Genomic DNA, 18,357 nt, shown 5'->3' on the forward strand with positions numbered 1-18,357 from the left:
AGTATAGACCATTTACTGCTATATTTTTGAATAAGGCGGGAGCGTTTTAATGAAGGTGCTTATGGAGAAATACAGTAATCGCCGTCAGGCGGGCAAGGTGCTCGCATCTCATCTTGAGAAGTTTAAAGACAGTAACAGCATTATTCTCGGATTGCCGCGAGGAGGAATTCCGGTGGCATTTGAGGTAGCTAAAGCACTTCGTTTACCAATGGATGTTTTTATTGTGAGAAAACTGGGGGTTCCTGGCTATGAAGAATTGGCAATGGGAGCAATCGCCTCTGGTGGAATCTTTTTCATTAACCAGGATTTGGTAAAGAGCCTTAATATTTCTTCCTCAGACATTGAGCATGTTATTGAGGAGGAAATGCGCGAACTAAAACGGCGGGAAAAAGTGTATCGCGGTGATCGGCCGCTTCCTGGATTGAAAAATAAAACAGTGATTTTAATCGATGATGGCATCGCTACCGGTGCCAGCATGAAAGCAGCTATGGAGGCGATTAAGACACAACAGCCTGCATCGTTGGTCATTGCAATTCCTGTAGCCGATCCCAGTATTTGCAAAGAGTTCGCTGACTTGGTTGATGAAGTGATTTGCCCGCTTCAACCTTATCGTTTTCAAGCTGTTGGGCTTTGGTATGAAGACTTTACGCAAACCAGCGATGATGAAGTGATCAATTTATACAATTTGTCTTTACAATTTTGCAAAAAAACTTGACTAAGTGGATGCAAAAGTAGTTAAATATCTACCAGATTGATAGATTGGAGACAATTATGCATATAAGACTTAAACTTATGAAAAAGGCGAAACAGTTTAAGCAAGAGCTACACCCTGAGCATCAACTGAAATTTAAAAGTGTGAGTGAGGGGCAGGATCCGGAAATTCTTGTGATCACTTGCGTGGATTCAAGAATACTTCCAGATACATTAATGGCCATAGAGCCTGGTGAAGTATTCATGCATAGGAACGTGGGAAATATCGTCCCCGAAGCAGAGGCCGCAGCAGGAACCTCTGAAGCAGCTGTTATTGAATTTGCCTTGAAAAAATTCAGCAGCATTAAAGACATTATTATTTGCGGCCATTCCAATTGCGGCGCAATGAAGGGATTGCTAAACCCTGGCTCTGGAAAAGATCTGGAGTTTGTGCCGGCCTGGCTAGAACATGCAAAGCCTGTTACTAAAAAGTTAGAGCAGCACAGCTGCCATTCTGAATTAGATGGTATGGAAAAGCTTAATCTGGCTATACAACTTAACGTGCTTACTCAGATTGAGCATTTAAAAACCTATCCCCTTGTACAGCAAAAAATGAAAGAGGGCGTAAAAATTCATGGTTGGCTTTTGGATATCGCCACACAGGCGATTACAGTTTATGACGAAGAAGAAAAAGTTTTTATCTCTTCTGAAGCTGCTGAAGAAAAGGATCTATATGCAAAGGCAAATACTATTCTTGAAGAAACAGCCGCTGCTTATTTACAAGCTGAGTTAGCAAAATCCGAAGACAACCCACAGGAAGTATTCAGCCAATTAAAAGCCGGCGTACAGCCAATTTGGTCGCAAATTGAAGGCTGTGTCCGACAGAATTTATGGACAGAGTTACAGGTATTATATAAAAACGAAAATGACCCTGAATTTGAAAAGCTCGTTGAGCGAGTTTCACAGATGAAACTTCGCAATTTGGCCGAGATTTTACCTGAGCCCAGAAATAGGGAATTCCAGGCTTATTCCTCTGCTTTGACCAACAGCGGCCTGTCTTTCTATTCACCACTACAGCAACGTGTTTCCAGGGCTGGTGCGGAGACAGCTGGGCAGCTGCATATGTCTGCGTTATAGATTGCAATCGGTCGAAGCCCTCTGCGAATCAGCGGATCCCCGCGGCTGCGACCTTCCGAATCCCCGCGGCTGCGACCGCGGGGCCCATGTCTGGTGCCGAACAAGCTCCTCAGAGGAGTCCAATGTTGCCGTAAATAGCAAAAGCAGTTAGGAACAAGTCTTTCAAATATTATCCTAAATTAGCAAAACCAATATTCTAAATACGCCTCGTGTGGACCCCGCGGTCGCAGCCTCGGGGATTCGATAACTCATGCATTTGTGTAGATAGCTATGGGTCGCAGCCGAGGGAGAAAATGTCTGTGCAGCGTGGATTTAGAGCGGAAATCATTTGTGCCCAGTCAACTACTCCTTAACCAAAAGAAAATAAGCAGCAATGTAATTCGGCAGCTCCCGGTTTTTTTTAAAAAAATCATCCCGGCTGGAATAACTTCCCGCCAGATAATCCACCTGATATAAATTTCCTGTAAAAGCGCCCCCAGTATCCGCCAGAATACCCATCCGGGTGATAGATTTTTTTTGCGGATTAGAATATTGCACCAGCATTAATTTGCCTAAGCCGAGTTGTTCAAGATCGCCTGCAAAAGTAACTCCCGTATTCACGGTTATTTTATGATCCGCATCTTTTCCATAACCCTTAATCCCTTCGACTTCCCGGAAATACCAGAAGCGTTCCTGTTCATAGGGTTTTTTATTGCGGTCATAGGCAATATTATTATTGCGATGGACATTAAATATTTTTTGCTTTCCACTGGGGAAGATGGCAATTAAGGTTCCTTCCATCAATGCTTCTTCCAGATCTGCACGGCTTAGATAGGCAAGTACGGGCACATTCTGATTTTTCAAAGCCCCGGCAAGAATGGCTTGTTTGCCGTAGCGAAAGCGGATTAATTCTGGATGTTGATTGGCTTCCTCAATGCTTAAAAGGCTCTCATCTCTGGGCAGACCGTAGAGGGCAAATGGATGGGTTTTACTGGCTTTTTCCTGTACCTTGGCCTGATGCACGAAGTATTTAGTCATTAGCAGGGAGTTGGATGGTAAGTCTTTGACTAAGGGTTTGCCTGCGGCAAATTGTCTAGCCTGCTTTAAGTCAGGATACCAGCGGATAAATTCAAAATGGGCTTGTAGGAACGCTGGATCTTTCATTTGATTTTGATGCTGGCAAATAAAGTTGAGTGTCTTTTTCACGCGCTCGAGTGGAACAGAAAATAGCCTGCCTCCATGAATCACCTGGGAATCATAACTCGTCCCTTTATTTAAATAAGCCAGCGTTTCTTTGGCTGTTGCACAAAGTGCTTCAGTATTTATCTCATAAATGCTGTTCAATTGCGGCTGTTGATATTTAAACTGGGGAGACGCCTGAAGGTTAAGGCTTAAGAATAAAGTAGATAATAATAAGCGCTGCAGCATTTGAGATTCTATTGGATAAAAGAATGCTTTTATCAGAAAATAGGGCACATAACAATGAACCCGTCTTTCACAAAGACGGACTGCCGTCATTGCGAACGGAGTCAGGCAATCCAGAGCAGAGCTGGAATGGGGCATCGAGGACTGGAATTGCTCCACTTTGTTTCGTAAAGACCTAATGTTTAAATATTTAATTGGATACAGCATGCAAAAAATTGTTTTTATTACTGGTTGTTCCAGTGGTATAGGCTACGAAACAGCCTGTGCTTTGTATAATAAAGGATACAGGGTTATCGCTTCCTGCCGCAAAAAAGAGGATTTAACCAAGCTTGGGCAGCAGGGGATTGATAATTTGCTAATGGATATGAACGATGATGCCTCAATTCACCGAGGCTTCGAGCTGCTATTGCAAAAAACCAATGGGCGCCTCGATGTATTAATCAATAATGCCGGTTATGGGCAAACTGGCGCTCTGGAAGACATTACGCGCAGCATTTTACGTGAACAATTTGAAACCAATGTTTTTGGTTTAATGGAATTAACCCGCCTGGCTATACCTGTCATGCGGCGACAAAATGAAGGGCGGATTATTAATATCAGTTCAATTCTGGGGCTGGTTAGCATGCCGTTTCGCGGAGCCTATAATGCATCCAAGTATGCCGTAGAAGGTTTAAGCGATACCCTAAGGCTTGAGCTTGCCCAGTCTGGAATAAAGGTCAGTACTATAGAGCCTGGACCCATTGAAAGCCGCTTCAGGGATAATGCCATCAGTTATTCCCTTGAAAAAATTAACCATGAAAACAGTTACTTCGCCAAGCAGTATGAGTTCATGTTGAGCCATTTCCGCAAGCAAAAATCAAACTCAGCTTTGACTTGCGGTCCAGAGGCGGTTATTAAAAAAATTATACACGCAATAGAAGCAAAGCATCCCAAACCTCAGTATCGCGTAACAGTCCCCGCCCATTCTCTTGCCTTTTTAAAACGCATTTTAAGCACTCGCATGCTGGATCGTTTTATCGCTTTTATTTCAAGAAAAGAGTTGGGAGAGTAAGACTCTGCAAATGATTCAAAATAGGGGGAAACAATTTATCATTAAATATTAAAGAGATATGAAAAATAATGCCTTTAAAGAAAACAGAGCTAAAATGTCAAGACTGGTTCTTGTAAAAAAAAGAGGATAGAATGCGTTTCCGAAAACTTTATCTCCTGCAGCGCCTTTGTGGATAAGTTTTCCAGATAACTTTCCTTGAGCCCCCGCTTTAATCTTCTCACCTCGTTCTAACACATTGACTACCAAGGCTTTCCATATTTTTTGCGCAGAAATTCTCTTAAGCAGTTATCCACAAAATCTGTGGATAAAGATGTGCATAGACTGTTACACCGACTGGATTGCCCTGAATGATAGCCTCTTTAGGAATTTTCGTGCTTAAATGGACAGTTTAAGGAACTGAGACAACTTACAGCGATAAGGAATGAAATGAGAATAACACAGGATAAAGGGAAGCCTATTGGTTTTTGGTCTGTCGGAGCGGCGGGGCTGATGCTCAATAGCCTGCTCTATGCCTCAACTCCGTTATAGACATATTCGGCGCCAAACCCTGCTGTGGTGACGGTCGCTGGTGCTGAGACAGCAACGGTTTCCTACACGGTAACGAATCTTTCGGCAAGGGGAAAAAACCTGGTTTTGCAACCCATCCCTGGAATTACCGCCTCAGCCTGTTATCTGGCCGGAAGATCTAGCAGCTGCCAGTTAATCCTGTATCCACTTGAGAATATCCGTAGAATATGGCGGATATTCTCAAGGCGACAGGCTGTGGACATTCGATGCCAAGTGTTGATTGTGGTTATTATTCCCACTGTTAGCGGCGGTGTGGAGGTTATGAAAGCTATATCCATAGATATCTACACAAGTGCATTAGCTATCGAATCCCCGCGGCATCGACCGCGGGGTCCACACGAAGCCAATTTAATGTTAAGCACACTTGTTTATGACTACCTGTTAAATCTTATTTTTTGGCAACATTGAAACTTGTCTGAGGACCATACTACTTCAACAGGTATGGGCCCCGCGGTCGGTGCCGCGGGGATTCGCTGGGCTGTGCCGCGGGGTTTCGTTGGGCTGTGCCGCGGGGTTTCGTTGGGCTGTGCCGCGGGGTTTCGTTGGGCTGTGGACATTCAATGCCAAGTGTTGATTGTAAGCGTATTGATTAAGGGGCTGCCGCAATTGCACAGGAGTGCCCCTCACCAGAACCATTATGAAATATCCCTGTAGCGATCAAAGCCTGGACATCCAGAGGGCTATTATTGGGGTTGCCATTGCCGCTGTTAGTGGTGGAGCCAAGCTGGCCATAGAGGTTCAGTCCCCAGCATTTAAGTCCCCCTGTATCGAGCAGGGCGCAGCTATGGTAGGTTCCTGCAGTTATAGCGACCACACCTGAGCTTAAGGTTTGCACGTCGAGCGGGCTGTTGTTGGGATTATTATTCCCGCTGTTGGTGGTGGAGCCAAGCTGGCCATAGAAGTTCAGTCCCCAGCATTTAACAGCCCCCGTGTCGAGCAGGGCGCAGGTATGATCTAAACCTGCAGTTAAAGCCACCACCCTTGAGTTTAGGGTCTGCACATTCAGCGGGCTATTGTTGGGAGTATTATTCCCGCTGTTAGTGGTGGATCCAAGCTGGCCATAGATATTCCTCCCCCAGCATTTAACAGCCCCCGTATTCAGCAAGGCGCAAGTATGGTATCCCCCTGCAGTTATAGCGACTACCCCTGAGCTTAAGGTCTGCACATCCAGCGGGCTGTTGTTGGGATTAGCAGTGCCGCTGTTGGTGGTGGAACCAAGCTGGCCATAGAAGTTATCTCCCCAGCATTTAACAGCCCCCGTATTGAGCAGTGCGCAGGTATGATAGTAACCTGCGATTATAGCCACCACCCCTGAGTTTAAGGTTTGCACATCCAGCGGACTGTTGTTGGGATTGCTACTACCGCTGTTGATGGTGGAGCCAAGTTGGCCATGTGAGTTATCTCCCCAGCATTTAACCGACCCTGTGGCGAGCAAGGCGCAGGTATGGTTTAATCCTGCAGCGAAAGCCGCCACACCAGAGCTTAAGGTCTGCACATCGAGCGGGCTGTTATTGGGATTAAAAGTCCCGCTGTTGGTGGTGGAGCCTAGCTGGCCACTAATATTCACCCCCCAACATTTAATGGCTCCCGTACCGAGCAAGGCACAGCTATGATAGGTTCCTTCGGTCAAAGATACTATTCCTGAACTTAGCGTTTGCACATCGAGCGGGCTGTCATTGGTATTAAAATTACCGCTGTTGGTGGTGGAGCCGAGCTGGCCATATCGGTTTAGTCCCCAGCATTTGGCAGCGCCGATGGCTTGGATGCTGACAGGAATATTAATATTATTGTCAGCCCCTGCTGCCATAATGGTCAGCGGGTTTAAAACCCCTACTGCTGATGGGGTGGGAATGGCATAGGAGAGGGTACAGCTTTGTTGGGGCTGCAGCAACGTCGGACAGTTATTGGTAAAATAGCTACCCCATCCAAAAGGGAATTTGATGTCCAGAGCAGAAACCAGTCTTCCCCCCGTATTGGTAAGTAACAGAACCCCGCTATCGCCTGGGCGAAGCGATAAGAAACTGACTGGCGCGCCAAACTGGCTTAACAGTAAATGCCCGAGTCCGGATGCCCGGTTAACATTTAATTGCTTGTCTAAAGCGGGTTGGTAGCATTGGTTGGGGTTGCCTTGTTGGCACAAAACAGGACCGGTATGGATGCCTTGCGGTGGAATGGCACTGCCCTGGATGGTCAGGGTTAACTGGCAACTGCTTAGCCTTCCGGCCAGATGGCAAGCCGAAGCAGTAATTCCAGGGATGGGTTGCAAAACCAGGTTTTTTCCCCTGGCCGAAAGATTCGTTACGGTGTAGGAAACCGTTGCGGTCTCAGCACCAGCGACCGTCACCACAGCAGGGCTTGGTGCAGAATAAGTCCATAGCGGGGTTGAGGCATGGAGCGAACCATTGAGCATCAACCCTGCCGCTCCCAAAGACCACAAAGCAAGACGCATTAGCTTATCCTGTGTTGTTCCCATTTGCATTCCTTATTGCCCCTACGTTATTTTCTGAGCCGGCAGCCAAAATTTCCATTAAACCATGAAAATACTCAAAGTGGCTACCACTACATATCCAGAAAAAGGAATGCCATTCTGCTGACATATAATGCCAGCAGGCAGGTGTCCAATTCAAATTCAAAAGGATAGAAATATTATTCTTTCTGATTTGAATTTAAAGGCTCAAGATTCTCCAGTGTGGTTGGGATTAGTTCTGACACGGTGGGATGGATGTGAACAGCATCACGAATTAATGTATAGGGTTTATCAGCGTACATCACATCAAGAATGGAGTGGATAATTTCATCGCCGTTCACACCCAAGACCGCAGCACCGAGGATTTTTTCGCTTTTCGAATCAATAATCACTTTAATGAAACCAGTGGGTTCGCCTTTCATCATCGCCCGTTTCACCTGGGTCATTGGGCGTTTGGCAACTAAGGCTTTGTAACCTGCCTGAATGACCTGCTCTTCTGTCATTCCACAGCGACCAAGCGGCGGATCTATATATAATGCGTAAGTCATGATCCGGTCATCTACACTGCGCTTAGCCTTGTTGAGCAAATTATCAGCAGCAATCTGATAGTCATTGTAGGCCGTATGCGTAAAAGCGCCGCGGCCATTACATTCTCCCAAAGCCCATACGCCCGGGACGGAGGTGGCCAAAAACTCATCCACTTCGATCATCCCGCGCGCATCCTGCTTGATATCTGTATTTTCCAGCCCCAGATCTTCGGTGTTTGGGATTCTGCCAATAGCCATCAATACATGCGTGCCGCGATACAGTTTATGATCATTGTGGCAGCCGACTTTAGCGATAATACTGTCGTTTTCCCGATAGAAAGATAAACATTCTGTGCCCAGTTCAACCTGGACTCCGGAGTCCCGCATAATGGACAAAACAGTATCGGAAACATCGCGATCTTCGCGTCCAATTAACCGGGCTGCTTTTTCAATAACGGTAACTTCGGAACCAAAGCGGCGAAACATCTGGGCAAACTCTAGGCCTATATAGCTTCCGCCAACCACAATTAAATGCTCTGGAAGCGTATCGAGTTCAAGAATGGATGAATTGGTTAAATAGTTGATACTATCAATCCCTTTCATGGGCGGAATGAAGGCACGGGCGCCGACGTTGATATAAATATGCTTGCTTGATAACTCGCGGTCATTGACGCGTACTGTATGGTTATCGACAAACTGCCCTTGCCCATGAATAACCGTAATATTCGCAGTATTCTTAAGCCAGTTTTCTACACCCCTTGAGGCTTTTTGAATAAATGCATCTTTTCTAGCTTTGACCTTTTTTAGATTGGTTCGAATATCGCCATTAATTTCAATCCCAAATTGGCTGGCAATCTGAGCATGATGGGCCACTTCTGCACTCGCTACATAGAGTTTAGTCGGGATACAACCGGTGTTTACACAGGTTCCACCAAATTTTTCCCGCTCAAGAATGGCAACCCTCCAACCTTCATTGGCGAGGCGAACCGCCAGTGAAGGACCTGCTTGTCCTGTGCCAATGATGATGGCATCAAATTGTTCAGCCATGACAATCTCTCCTTTCTTCTTATTAAACTTAGCACAGGTTCTAGACCAGATTGCCATCCCTCACATCAAGAAGAAAGATCTTCTTATCGGTATCGCTGCTAAGCGAGACGCGAATCGAGTTATTTTTCATTAGCTTTTTACACAAGGCATAGGCATCATTTTTGTTTTTAGCCTTCTCCAGCCTGAGCCAGGTATACAAGGTCAGGAAAGAACCGTCGCTGTGATTCTCGTAGAATGCATTATGAGAAATAATTCCGGATTTATCTTTAATATCGGCTGGCATCAAATAACCGTATCCAGTAGTAAATACGAAAAGATTTTTTGTGTCTCGATCCGCTTCCGCTGGTATATCGTCTTCCTTAAAAGTCCAGACGTCTTTCACCTCATTGTAGGACACTAGCTGCAGCCAGGTATTATCGATGGAAGGGAAGAGATTGTAGATGGAAATACCGCTGATTGACTGTAACTGAGTAGGTAAATCAACAGTTATCCATTTCACCAGCTCGACGTCTTTTTCCAGCTGATCGATGGAGGGCGGCACACGGTAAATGCCAAATCCATAGCCCCAGAAAATCCATAAATAGCCATTGGCTTCTTTATAGTTTTCTTTTTGCTCTGCACTTAAGGAGGATTCTTTGGCAGGGATCCCCTCACCACCATTGTCTGTCTTTGACGACAGCCATCCGCGATTTACAAATTCAATGCCAATGCTGGTTGGATTCATCCCGGAACTGTGATTTTCATATTCCACCAGATCATTAAACTGTAAAATACTGGCATCGCGTCTAACAGACATGTGGGAGGTTTCATTCGCAGAATCATCAAATCCATTGCCGCTTTCCCCTGCTGTTTCATGCAAAACCAGATGTTTGATGCTAAAGGGGGTGCGGTAAGCATTTTTGCGTTTATTATGGATAACCGAACTGTCGGTTTTCCAATTTTGATAATTGGTAATCCCTGAAATACCGCTGTTAAATTCGATGGTATTAATCACAATGGTACTACTGTCTGCAGGATTATATTCATTCAGATTTTTAACGATATCTGCTTCAGTCGGGTCATTTCCTTCGCTGGGGGTATCAATTTTATCTTTAAAATGAACGACCTGAGTGGAGGGGAGTAATGGACTGTCAGTGACCAGTTCATTGAAGCTGTTGGCAAACTCTTCAAAGCTCTGAGTGATTTTTTTACCCTGTGCAGGATCAATTAATTCCAGGGTTTTCCTGTCATTACTAATGCCGGTAATGATACGCGCATGGGCAGAGAACCCCTTGGTTTCATCGGCATCGCTGGTAACCCACAAAGGGCCATATTCGATAAGCCAATCATGGTAGTGGTCAGCAGTATAGGGTGCTACCGGTTCGCCTTTCATTTTCAGTGCAGTAATGAAATCCTGCTTTTCGGTATAGGGCAAGCCTTGTTTCTGGTTGTAGTAATTGAGATATTGTGGCCCGGCCTTGGTCATAACCTGTTCAATGGTATAATTCGCACCGTCTTTCCAGCGCATCATCATCGTGGCAACAGTAGCCCAGCAGATATTGGGGCTTTCCTGTTTCAGCGGTGTGATGCCGCCCTTACCAATTTTGGTTTCAATGACTGGCCCGGAACCTGCCTCATCATTGAATTTGGTATTAATTTTAGTGCCGTCCGGCTTGGTAACCGCAACCTCACCGCTTTTACTCTTGCTGACCTTATCGAGGTTTTTATTAATTCCTTCCTGAAGTTTATCGGCATTTTCATCTTTTGCCGGTGTATCGGATTTGGCGCCTGCACCCAAATAAGCATTTAAGGCCTTTTCAGTGAGCTCTGTTTTTTGCTTGGCATCCAGATTAGGATTGCTGTTAATAGCTTTAATCGCGTTGTCCAGTCGACGCTCCATAATTTTCTGCATTTCAAGTTTTGCAGCTTCCTGGCCAAATGTCTTGGTGGCATCAAAAGAAGCCTTAAGTGCTTCTAGCGCATTGGTTTGGTTTTGGCTCAAGCCGGTAATATCACGGAATGAATCACCCTTACCCAGGAGCGATAAAGTACCGGCAATGCCGGCAGGATCAGGCACGTTCGGTGCATTCTGGATATTAACCACCGGAGTTGCAAGCGGGGCAGGCTGCAGATTGCCGGGTTCGGCTCTGCGGCTGTCGGTACTGATTGGATTAATGGCAGTCGGGCTATCGGGAACAGGCGACTCTTCCCAGCGCCAGAACCGGCTTTCATCTTTTTCTTCACAGGAGTTACAGCGTCCCATCATCGCTTCAGCATAAACCCCTTTTGTGGGAACGCTAATCGACATGGGATCGGTGGCGGAGACCATATAATAGTCGAAAAGGGAATCGGACAAACCAAAATTAGGATCAAGATTCAAGCCCTGGGCAACCGGAAATACCAGGCTGTTTCCCACAATCCCAATCAATTCATTTTCGACAAGGGAGGCAAGGCTGCGGCCCTGGCCTTTTTCTCCGGGTAAGATTATACCGTCTAACAGCATGAAACGCCTTTCTGGCGACATGCTATACCACAGCGCCTTATGGTAATATTCAAGATGATCATTTAAATGGCTAATCAACGAATTCAGAACGGCTAAATCGTCCTTGCGTGGATCCCGCAATTCGTCGCCGCTGGGACCGGCATAGAGACTGGCACCGTCACTGGGTGATAAATCATCCTGAATGCTTTGGTAGCGGCAAAGGAAACCTTCATAATGCGCTGTTTTATAGCGAATAAAGCCTGAAACAATAATGATTGAGGAATAATCAGGTAATACATTGGTTGTGCCACAGCGGATTTTGATGTAATGCAGCTTGTCGCGGCTAAATTGTGAAGGTCCCATAAAGCGTACAGTGATATTTAAAATACCCTCCTTGCGATATCGTGAAGTTAAACTGGTATCAAAAGCCATTGTGGAAATTTCATTGCCGTTTTCATCGGCCACATGAAAGGTTAAGGCACCGACGAATGCGCTCGCAATTTTTTCGCCCAGTACACGATGAAAAACCTCATCCTTATTGCGCGCGTTTTTCAGATAATGTTCATAAAAGCCCTGGGGTGTATCGGCGCCCATGAAGGGGATAAGGCTTTGCCAATTGGCTTCATTAATATCCTCCACCATTTTTTTCTGATAACCGATAATCCCTGTGGGGCCGTAAATCGGTTTGGAGTAATCATCCGTTTCAACCAGCTTGTCTTCCGGGCGGCGGATAATAAATCGAATCTGAAAACTGCCTGAGGCATTAAGAATTTTCTCGGAAGCAAAAGTGCCTGAGGGGAAATTACTGTCGATCCATTTATTTTTAACCCGGATTGCAGCTTCGAATCCTTTGGATAGAGTTGGATTAATTAATGCCAGTGATAAATGTTCTTTCCAGCGCAGCACTTTATCCAAATCAAAACTGCCCATCGGCAGGGGGACAAATAAACATTCGCGAGCATCGGCGAGACGCTGCCTGACTTTAAAGTGGCGCAGCACTTCAAAATATTGAATAGTGATTGCATGGCAATGGTTATAATTAGCAACTGTTTCGGAAGACACTTCAAACCGTTCCCCCTGGGAAACCGTTTGAATTACTGAAGAACGCTGGCTGCGCACCGCATTGGCAGACTGTACGATTCGATCTCTTATTTTTTGTAAATCGCTGGCGGAAGTTTGCCTTAAACTGTCCTGGGAAGCATTTGAACTGGAATAACCGGCTCCTCCTGAAACCCCAAAAAGCAGCCCGCCGACAAAACCGCCAATACCGGCACTGGCACTGGCGGTGGTGGCGCTGGAATTTCCTCGAATGTTCTCCTGAATCACCCCTTTGGTGATTTCAAAAATATCCCGGTCTCGGCCTAAGGAATTATAAAGGCTTTCCTCATATTCAATCGATTGAACATTGGCAGCGGATTCGCGGCGCTCCCAGTCAAACACGACAATTTGCTTTTTTTGTCCCGGAGCCAGCGGGAGGCTGTAGAGCAGGTCGCCGAGCGAATAACCATCTGCTATCCATTCGGATTTAAAATGCAAAAGATGGCCGTGAGCCACTGAAACGGATTGATAAAGCGTGGCATCCACATCCCATTGAACAGTATTATTACCGTCCAGAATAACCCGGCCAAGGGGTTGGGGGGGGACTGGGGCGATTTGCTTTTTAAACTGGAGGGCTTCATTTAACTCAATGAGCGAGACAATATTGTCTTTGTTTAAACCGTCCTCGTTCTTGAGAAAATTGTAGAGCACGTTTCGGCTGATTTTAATTTTTTTCAATGCCTCTGCCATTTCATTACTAGGCGCAGGCGTTGAAGTGCCCGGGTTAGCTCTTGATATACTGATCTCTGAAGGCGTAAAGCCGCCACGTATGGCTAAATGGCTAAAGGCGGGCAGTTTAAGGATTGGATCAATAATTTCCCATATCTTAATAGGATGCTTGTTTAAAACTTCTCCCAGTGTGATCTCATCATCTTCCTCGAGAATAAAGCCGCGGATTTCGGGTTCTGTGGTACGGATTAAGCTGAAGAAAGAATATTCTTCCAGAATACGCTTATTATCCTGCATATCAATTTCCTGGCAGCCGCACTCTTTTTCAGGGATTTCTGCAATATTCCCAAGTTCTGCAACCAGAATAACATGCCGTGGAAAAACCAGGGCTGATTGTTCGCCATCGCTAATGACGCGATCAAGCCGAATGGGAATAGGATTTTCAATGATATCCAAACCAATTCTCGCGGCGGCATAAGAGAAATTTCCTTCAGGATATTCAATAAAAAAGTAGCCATTTGCTTCTGTTCTGACTGTGGCGATGGGTTCGATGGGGCTGTCGTTATTGCGCGATGCTTCGAAGATAATCTGAATATCTTCCAGGTTTTTCCGCCCCAGTTTTTCCAATAAGCGCCCATAGACAAATAAAGGCTTGCTTTCAGGAATTATTGGGCTGGGCTCTGGAAAATCAAGCGGGTTATAATCAAAGTCCAGGGTCACAGGTCTCTCTTCCCGCAAGTCAGAAGCCGGTGTGGAGCTTTGTGCCAGTATATTGCCGGATTTTAAAAGCAGCATGAAAAAAACATCTCTATCCATGACTAAATCATTTGTGAATTTAAGCGATAACTCGGCAGAGGATGAGGGATAATATTTTTCTGTTTTTGGTAAAAGATTTCCCGATTCTGTTTTAATAAAATAAGAGGATTGCAAAACAAGATCCTGCCAGGGAACATCATCGGCATTTGGTTTCAATTGTAAAGTGATTTTCATATGCTTTCAGCATGCAGCAATGAACTGAAATTGCGGCATTGGCTGCTCCATTTTATGTTAGATCGGGTTGGACTTTTCCTTGCCGATATAATCGTTCCTTGATCAATTTCGAGTATAGCTGAAGAAAGGAAACTTTTTTTAAATTGCAAGAGAAACATTTGACAATGATAGAAAAAATACAATATTTTTATAAAGCTATAAATAATGTATTAGTTAAGGACTAACTGAAGATGTTGACGATTGACCCCGATATTTCAAAAGCAAGCACAATTCCCTCCGAATTTTATACCTCAGCGGCATGGTTCGAATCCGCCAAGGAAAAAATATTTGCCCGCAGCTGGCAATTTTGCATGGGAATGGAGGATGTACGTCTGGAGCAACAACTGGTTCCGTTTACCTTGCTGCCAGGATTACTGGACGAACCATTGCTATTATCCAGAGATGAACAGGGGCATTTGCATTGTCTCAGTAATGTTTGCACACATCGTGGCAAAATTCTGGTTGAACAGGCCTGCACTGCCCAGAAAATAAAATGTGCCTATCATGGCAGGCGCTTCAATCTCTGTGGTAAATTCCTGCATATGCCTGAGTTCGAACAAACGCAGGATTTTCCTTCTGAAAAGGACAATTTAACGCAGGTGCCTTTTGCCTGCCTGGATCCTTTTATTTTTGCCTCCTTAAACCCATTGATTCCTTTTGAGAAAGTGATTTCCGAAATCCGGGAGCGATTATTCTGGCTGCCAATGGAGAAAATGCGTCTTGATATCAATCGCTCCCGTGATTATCTGGTGAAAGCGCACTGGGCACTTTATTGCGAAAACTACCTGGAAGCACTGCATATTCCCTTCGTCCACCATGGGTTGAGAAAGGCAATTGACTGCACGTCTTATACCACTGAAATTTACCCTTATTGCAATCTGCAACTGGCTCTTGCTGCCCAGGGGGAATTAAGTTTTGAGTTACCGGAAAATTCAGTCGATTATGGAAAAGAAGTAGCCGCTTATTATTACTGGATTTTCCCTAATACCATGTTAAATTTCTATCCTTGGGGATGCTCGGTAAATGTGGTAAAACCCATTAATCCCGGCTTAACCAAAGTGTCCTTTTTAACCTATATCCTCGATGAATCAAAGATAGGGCAGGGCGCCGGCGGCGAGCTGGATAAAGTAGAGCGTGAAGACGAGGCCGTTGTCGAATCCGTACAAAAAGGGGTTCGTTCCCGTTTCTACGACACCGGGCGTTTTTCTCCGACCAAGGAGCAGGGAACCCATCATTTCCAGCAATTGCTCTGCCAGTTTATGAATGATTAAATCGCAATGCATTGGATTCTCGAATCCCCGCATCCACAGACCATCGAATCCCCTCGGCATCGACCGCGGGGCCTATGGTGGCTCAATAAAGAGCTCAGAAAAAACTACAATGCCGATTAAAGATTGAAGAACGGCTTAGTAAATTGGTGCTCTGAATAAGATTCATTGGGCCCCGCGGTCGATGCCGCGGGGATTCGATAGTTTGCGCGAAGGGGATTCGATAGTTTGCGCCGCGGCGATACGATGGTTTATGCCGCGGGGAGTACATTCGATACAGACATATTAATCTAAAAAGTCTATAATTAAACCATAATGACTCTATTGAGATAAATATGCCCTATCCTAATACTATGCGCTTAATCAGAAAGTATGGTGATAAATTTATCACTGGAACTCTAACCCAGGACGATATGATCCAATTAAATGAACACGGTGGCAAAGAGTTTCCCCGTACAAACGAGCATAACTCTACTGAAGCTATGCAGGATTTTATACAAACGATAGCACCCTTCATGAATTCAGAGACCCTGCACAACATTACCCATCAATTTTTGGAAGTGGGCGCGAAATATAATGAGGGAGCCAATACGTTTATGAGAAATACAACTCTGGAAAAAAATTTATTAGCCTTTGAAATAGTAAATTCTCCAGAAAAAGGAAGGGATCATTTAAGCACCCCCCCTGTCACAGACCAGTTTAAGCCAGAGGAAATTACTAATTTGGAAGCTGTGATCATTTCAATGCCAATTAATTTTTTCACCCGCGCTAAAGCTGAAGCTGAAGCAAAAGCTGAAAATGAAGTTGAATTTAAAAATTGGGATGATTTAAGGGCAATGGCTTTTACTGATTCAGCTCCTGGCTCAGCACCTCCCCCAGTACAGCACTCTGCGAAGCCACCGACCTACTTAGAGGAAAATCTGGCTTTGTTGAAGCAGGCAATTGGCTCTGTTGCCATAACTGAGGTTAAAAACAAAGCTCAACTGGTGTATGACCAACTCGAATCTCTTAAAAATAATCCTGAAGCAAATGAGACTTTGCTTGGGCAAATTGCCCAGAAAACCCGGTGGCTTATCCAACCGAATCAACAAACTGGGCAAGAGATAACGCCGCAAGAGTATCGAGAATTAGTCAAAGATCTTCCAGCAAAAAACTGGGCATCCTCCCTTGGCGCTGCAATGGCTACTCTTGCAAAAGCTGTTGCGCTTTTATTCGTATTGCCTGCCGCGTTGACGGGAAGCCGGGGTAGAGAAGCGGTCTCTAATCTATCCTCCAGTATGAAAGAAAGCTACAAGGCTATAACACAAAAACAAATAGGGGATGTTACCAAGGATTTGAGTGATGAAGTTGCCAAGGATTCGAGTGATGAATACGAGTCTCCCTCTCCACATTGATCGTGCCTACAATAACCCGGCTCAAACAGCCGGGCTACATTTTTTGTAAATTTTGATCTAGGATAGATCAACTTTTCTCGCCGCTTTTCTAAAAGGATTTGGAATGAATACTGCGAAAGAGGGTAATACCCTGCACCGCAAACTGGATGCGCGCGTGCTGAGCATGATTACCTTAGGCGGCTCCATTGGGACTGGTATTTTTCTTGGAAGCGGCAATGCCTTGTCGCTTGCTGGTCCTGGAGGTACCCTTCTTGCCTATCTTTTAATAGGGTGTATGGTTTATTTTCTCATGACCAGCCTGGGTGAAATGGCGGCGTTCATGCCGACAGCCGGCTCGTTTTATGTGTATGCTACGCGCTTTGTAGATCCTTCCCTGGGCTATGCCCTGGGCTGGAATTACTGGTATAGTTGGGCGGTATCTATAGCCTCCGAAATTGCCGCATCTTCGGTCATTATGCAGTACTGGTTTCCACACAGCCCGCCTTTATTATGGTGCGGCTTATTTCTCTCGCTGGTCATTGGTTTCAATGCTATTTCGAGTAAAGCATTTGGCGAAGCAGAGTATTGGTTTTCCTTCATCAAAATTGCCGTCATTATTTTATTTATTGTTGCCGGAATAGGGATGATTAGCGGTTTAACCAGCTATGAACCGCCCGGTTTAAAAAACTGGCAGATTGGCGATGCGCCTTTTCATGGAGGCAGCCTGGGTGTCTTTGCGGCCATTATGGTAGCTGGATTTTCATTCCAGGGCACTGAATTAATCGGCATCGCTGCTGGCGAAAGCCAAAATCCAGGGAAAAACATTCCCAAGGCTATCCGTCTGATTTTCTGGCGTATCATGCTTTTCTTTGTTTTATCGCTGCTGGTGATAAGCTTATTAATCCCTTATACCTCACCGCAATTAATTGAAAACAATCTGTTAATGAGCCCATTTACATTGGTATTCACCCAGTATGGGAAAGGTTTTGCAGCCAGCTTCATGAATAGTGTCATTTTGATTGCGATTTTATCGACTGCCAATTCCGGCATTTATGTGGCAAGCCGGATGTTCTGGTATTTGGCTAAACAGGGTCATGTTCCCTCGGTTTTTACTCGAATTAATCGCCGCGGCGTGCCCATGGCGGCCTTAATGGCCACTGCAGGCGTTGCCTTACTGGCGTTCTTTTCTTCTTTTTTGGGTAATGGACGAGTATATTTCTGGTTACTGAATGCGGGAAGTCTTGCAGGATTTATTGCCTGGATGGGAATTGCCATTAGTCATTATCGATTCCGGAAGGCTTATTTACTAAAGGGGCTGGATATTCGGGATTTACCTTATACCGCCAAAGCCTATCCCTATGCCCCTTTACTGGCTATTGCGCTCTGTTTTTTTGTAATCGGCGGCCAAAATTATAAAGCCTTGTCCGTATCGCCCATTGACTGGTATGGATTATTAATTTCCTACATTGGTTTACCATTATTTATGGGGGTCTGGCTATCACATAAGTGCTTGCGTAAGACCAAATGGGTACAGCTTGAAGATTGTTCTTTCGCAATGGATTAACTTTT

General features: G+C 45.2%; 10 protein-coding genes. 6 read left to right on the forward strand and 4 right to left on the reverse strand.

What is annotated here, in order from left to right; all coding sequences use genetic code 11:
* Positions 1 to 49 precede the first annotated feature (49 nt).
* Positions 50 to 715, forward strand: a complete 666-nt coding sequence (locus DYH42_RS03565; protein ID WP_237759063.1) for a phosphoribosyltransferase — start codon at positions 50 to 52, stop codon at positions 713 to 715.
* A gap of 56 nt (positions 716 to 771) precedes the next feature.
* Complete coding sequence (locus DYH42_RS03570) at positions 772 to 1,827, forward strand: carbonic anhydrase (protein ID WP_058524908.1); 1,056 nt, start codon at positions 772 to 774, stop codon at positions 1,825 to 1,827.
* A gap of 342 nt (positions 1,828 to 2,169) precedes the next feature.
* On the opposite strand, the gene DYH42_RS03575 is transcribed toward DYH42_RS03570, so the two are convergent.
* On the reverse strand, positions 2,170 to 3,234 hold the full coding sequence (locus DYH42_RS03575) for a hypothetical protein (protein ID WP_058524986.1): 1,065 nt from the start codon (positions 3,232 to 3,234) through the stop codon (positions 2,170 to 2,172).
* A 202-nt stretch (positions 3,235 to 3,436) separates the two neighbouring features.
* Between DYH42_RS03575 and DYH42_RS03580 the strand changes: the two genes are divergently transcribed.
* On the forward strand, positions 3,437 to 4,282 hold the full coding sequence (locus DYH42_RS03580) for an SDR family NAD(P)-dependent oxidoreductase (RefSeq protein ID WP_058524985.1): 846 nt from the start codon (positions 3,437 to 3,439) through the stop codon (positions 4,280 to 4,282).
* Positions 4,283 to 5,438: 1,156 nt separating this feature from the next.
* On the opposite strand, the gene DYH42_RS03590 is transcribed toward DYH42_RS03580, so the two are convergent.
* The 3 genes from DYH42_RS03590 to DYH42_RS03600 all read right to left on the reverse strand — a co-directional run bounded on the left by DYH42_RS03590 (position 5,439) and on the right by DYH42_RS03600 (position 14,108).
* Positions 5,439 to 7,322, reverse strand: coding sequence for an RCC1 domain-containing protein (locus DYH42_RS03590; RefSeq protein ID WP_058524905.1), 1,884 nt, complete (start codon positions 7,320 to 7,322; stop codon positions 5,439 to 5,441).
* Between the two features lie 173 nt (positions 7,323 to 7,495).
* Positions 7,496 to 8,890, reverse strand: a complete 1,395-nt coding sequence (locus DYH42_RS03595) for an FAD-containing oxidoreductase (RefSeq protein ID WP_058524904.1) — start codon at positions 8,888 to 8,890, stop codon at positions 7,496 to 7,498.
* Positions 8,891 to 8,930: 40 nt separating this feature from the next.
* Complete coding sequence (locus tag DYH42_RS03600; protein ID WP_058524903.1) at positions 8,931 to 14,108, reverse strand: papain-like cysteine protease family protein; 5,178 nt, start codon at positions 14,106 to 14,108, stop codon at positions 8,931 to 8,933.
* A gap of 224 nt (positions 14,109 to 14,332) precedes the next feature.
* Between DYH42_RS03600 and DYH42_RS03605 the strand changes: the two genes are divergently transcribed.
* From DYH42_RS03605 to DYH42_RS03615, 3 genes are all read left to right on the forward strand, one after another.
* Entirely contained in the window at positions 14,333 to 15,418 is a 1,086-nt protein-coding gene (locus DYH42_RS03605) for an SRPBCC family protein (protein WP_172464999.1), read from the forward strand.
* 332 nt (positions 15,419 to 15,750) lie between these two features.
* Positions 15,751 to 16,809, forward strand: coding sequence for a hypothetical protein (locus DYH42_RS03610; protein WP_058524901.1), 1,059 nt, complete (start codon positions 15,751 to 15,753; stop codon positions 16,807 to 16,809).
* 103 nt (positions 16,810 to 16,912) lie between these two features.
* Complete coding sequence (locus tag DYH42_RS03615) at positions 16,913 to 18,352, forward strand: amino acid permease (protein ID WP_058524900.1); 1,440 nt, start codon at positions 16,913 to 16,915, stop codon at positions 18,350 to 18,352.
* Positions 18,353 to 18,357: the final 5 nt, after the last annotated feature.

It is taken from the genome of Legionella birminghamensis, from assembly GCF_900452515.1.
Classification (GTDB): domain Bacteria; phylum Pseudomonadota; class Gammaproteobacteria; order Legionellales; family Legionellaceae; genus Legionella_C; species Legionella_C birminghamensis.

Excerpts from the sequence above, each read along its gene's own strand:
- DYH42_RS03565 (WP_237759063.1), top strand. The coding sequence starts at position 50 with ATGAAGGTGCTTATGGAGAAATACAGTAATCGCCGTCAGGCGGGCAAG.
- DYH42_RS03570 (WP_058524908.1), top strand. The coding sequence starts at position 772 with ATGCATATAAGACTTAAACTTATGAAAAAGGCGAAACAGTTTAAGCAA.
- DYH42_RS03575 (WP_058524986.1), bottom strand. The coding sequence starts at position 3,234 with ATGCTGCAGCGCTTATTATTATCTACTTTATTCTTAAGCCTTAACCTT.
- DYH42_RS03580 (WP_058524985.1), top strand. The coding sequence starts at position 3,437 with ATGCAAAAAATTGTTTTTATTACTGGTTGTTCCAGTGGTATAGGCTAC.
- DYH42_RS03590 (WP_058524905.1), bottom strand. The coding sequence starts at position 7,322 with ATGGGAACAACACAGGATAAGCTAATGCGTCTTGCTTTGTGGTCTTTG.
- DYH42_RS03595 (WP_058524904.1), bottom strand. The coding sequence starts at position 8,890 with ATGGCTGAACAATTTGATGCCATCATCATTGGCACAGGACAAGCAGGT.
- DYH42_RS03600 (WP_058524903.1), bottom strand. The coding sequence starts at position 14,108 with ATGAAAATCACTTTACAATTGAAACCAAATGCCGATGATGTTCCCTGG.
- DYH42_RS03610 (WP_058524901.1), top strand. The coding sequence starts at position 15,751 with ATGCCCTATCCTAATACTATGCGCTTAATCAGAAAGTATGGTGATAAA.
- DYH42_RS03615 (WP_058524900.1), top strand. The coding sequence starts at position 16,913 with ATGAATACTGCGAAAGAGGGTAATACCCTGCACCGCAAACTGGATGCG.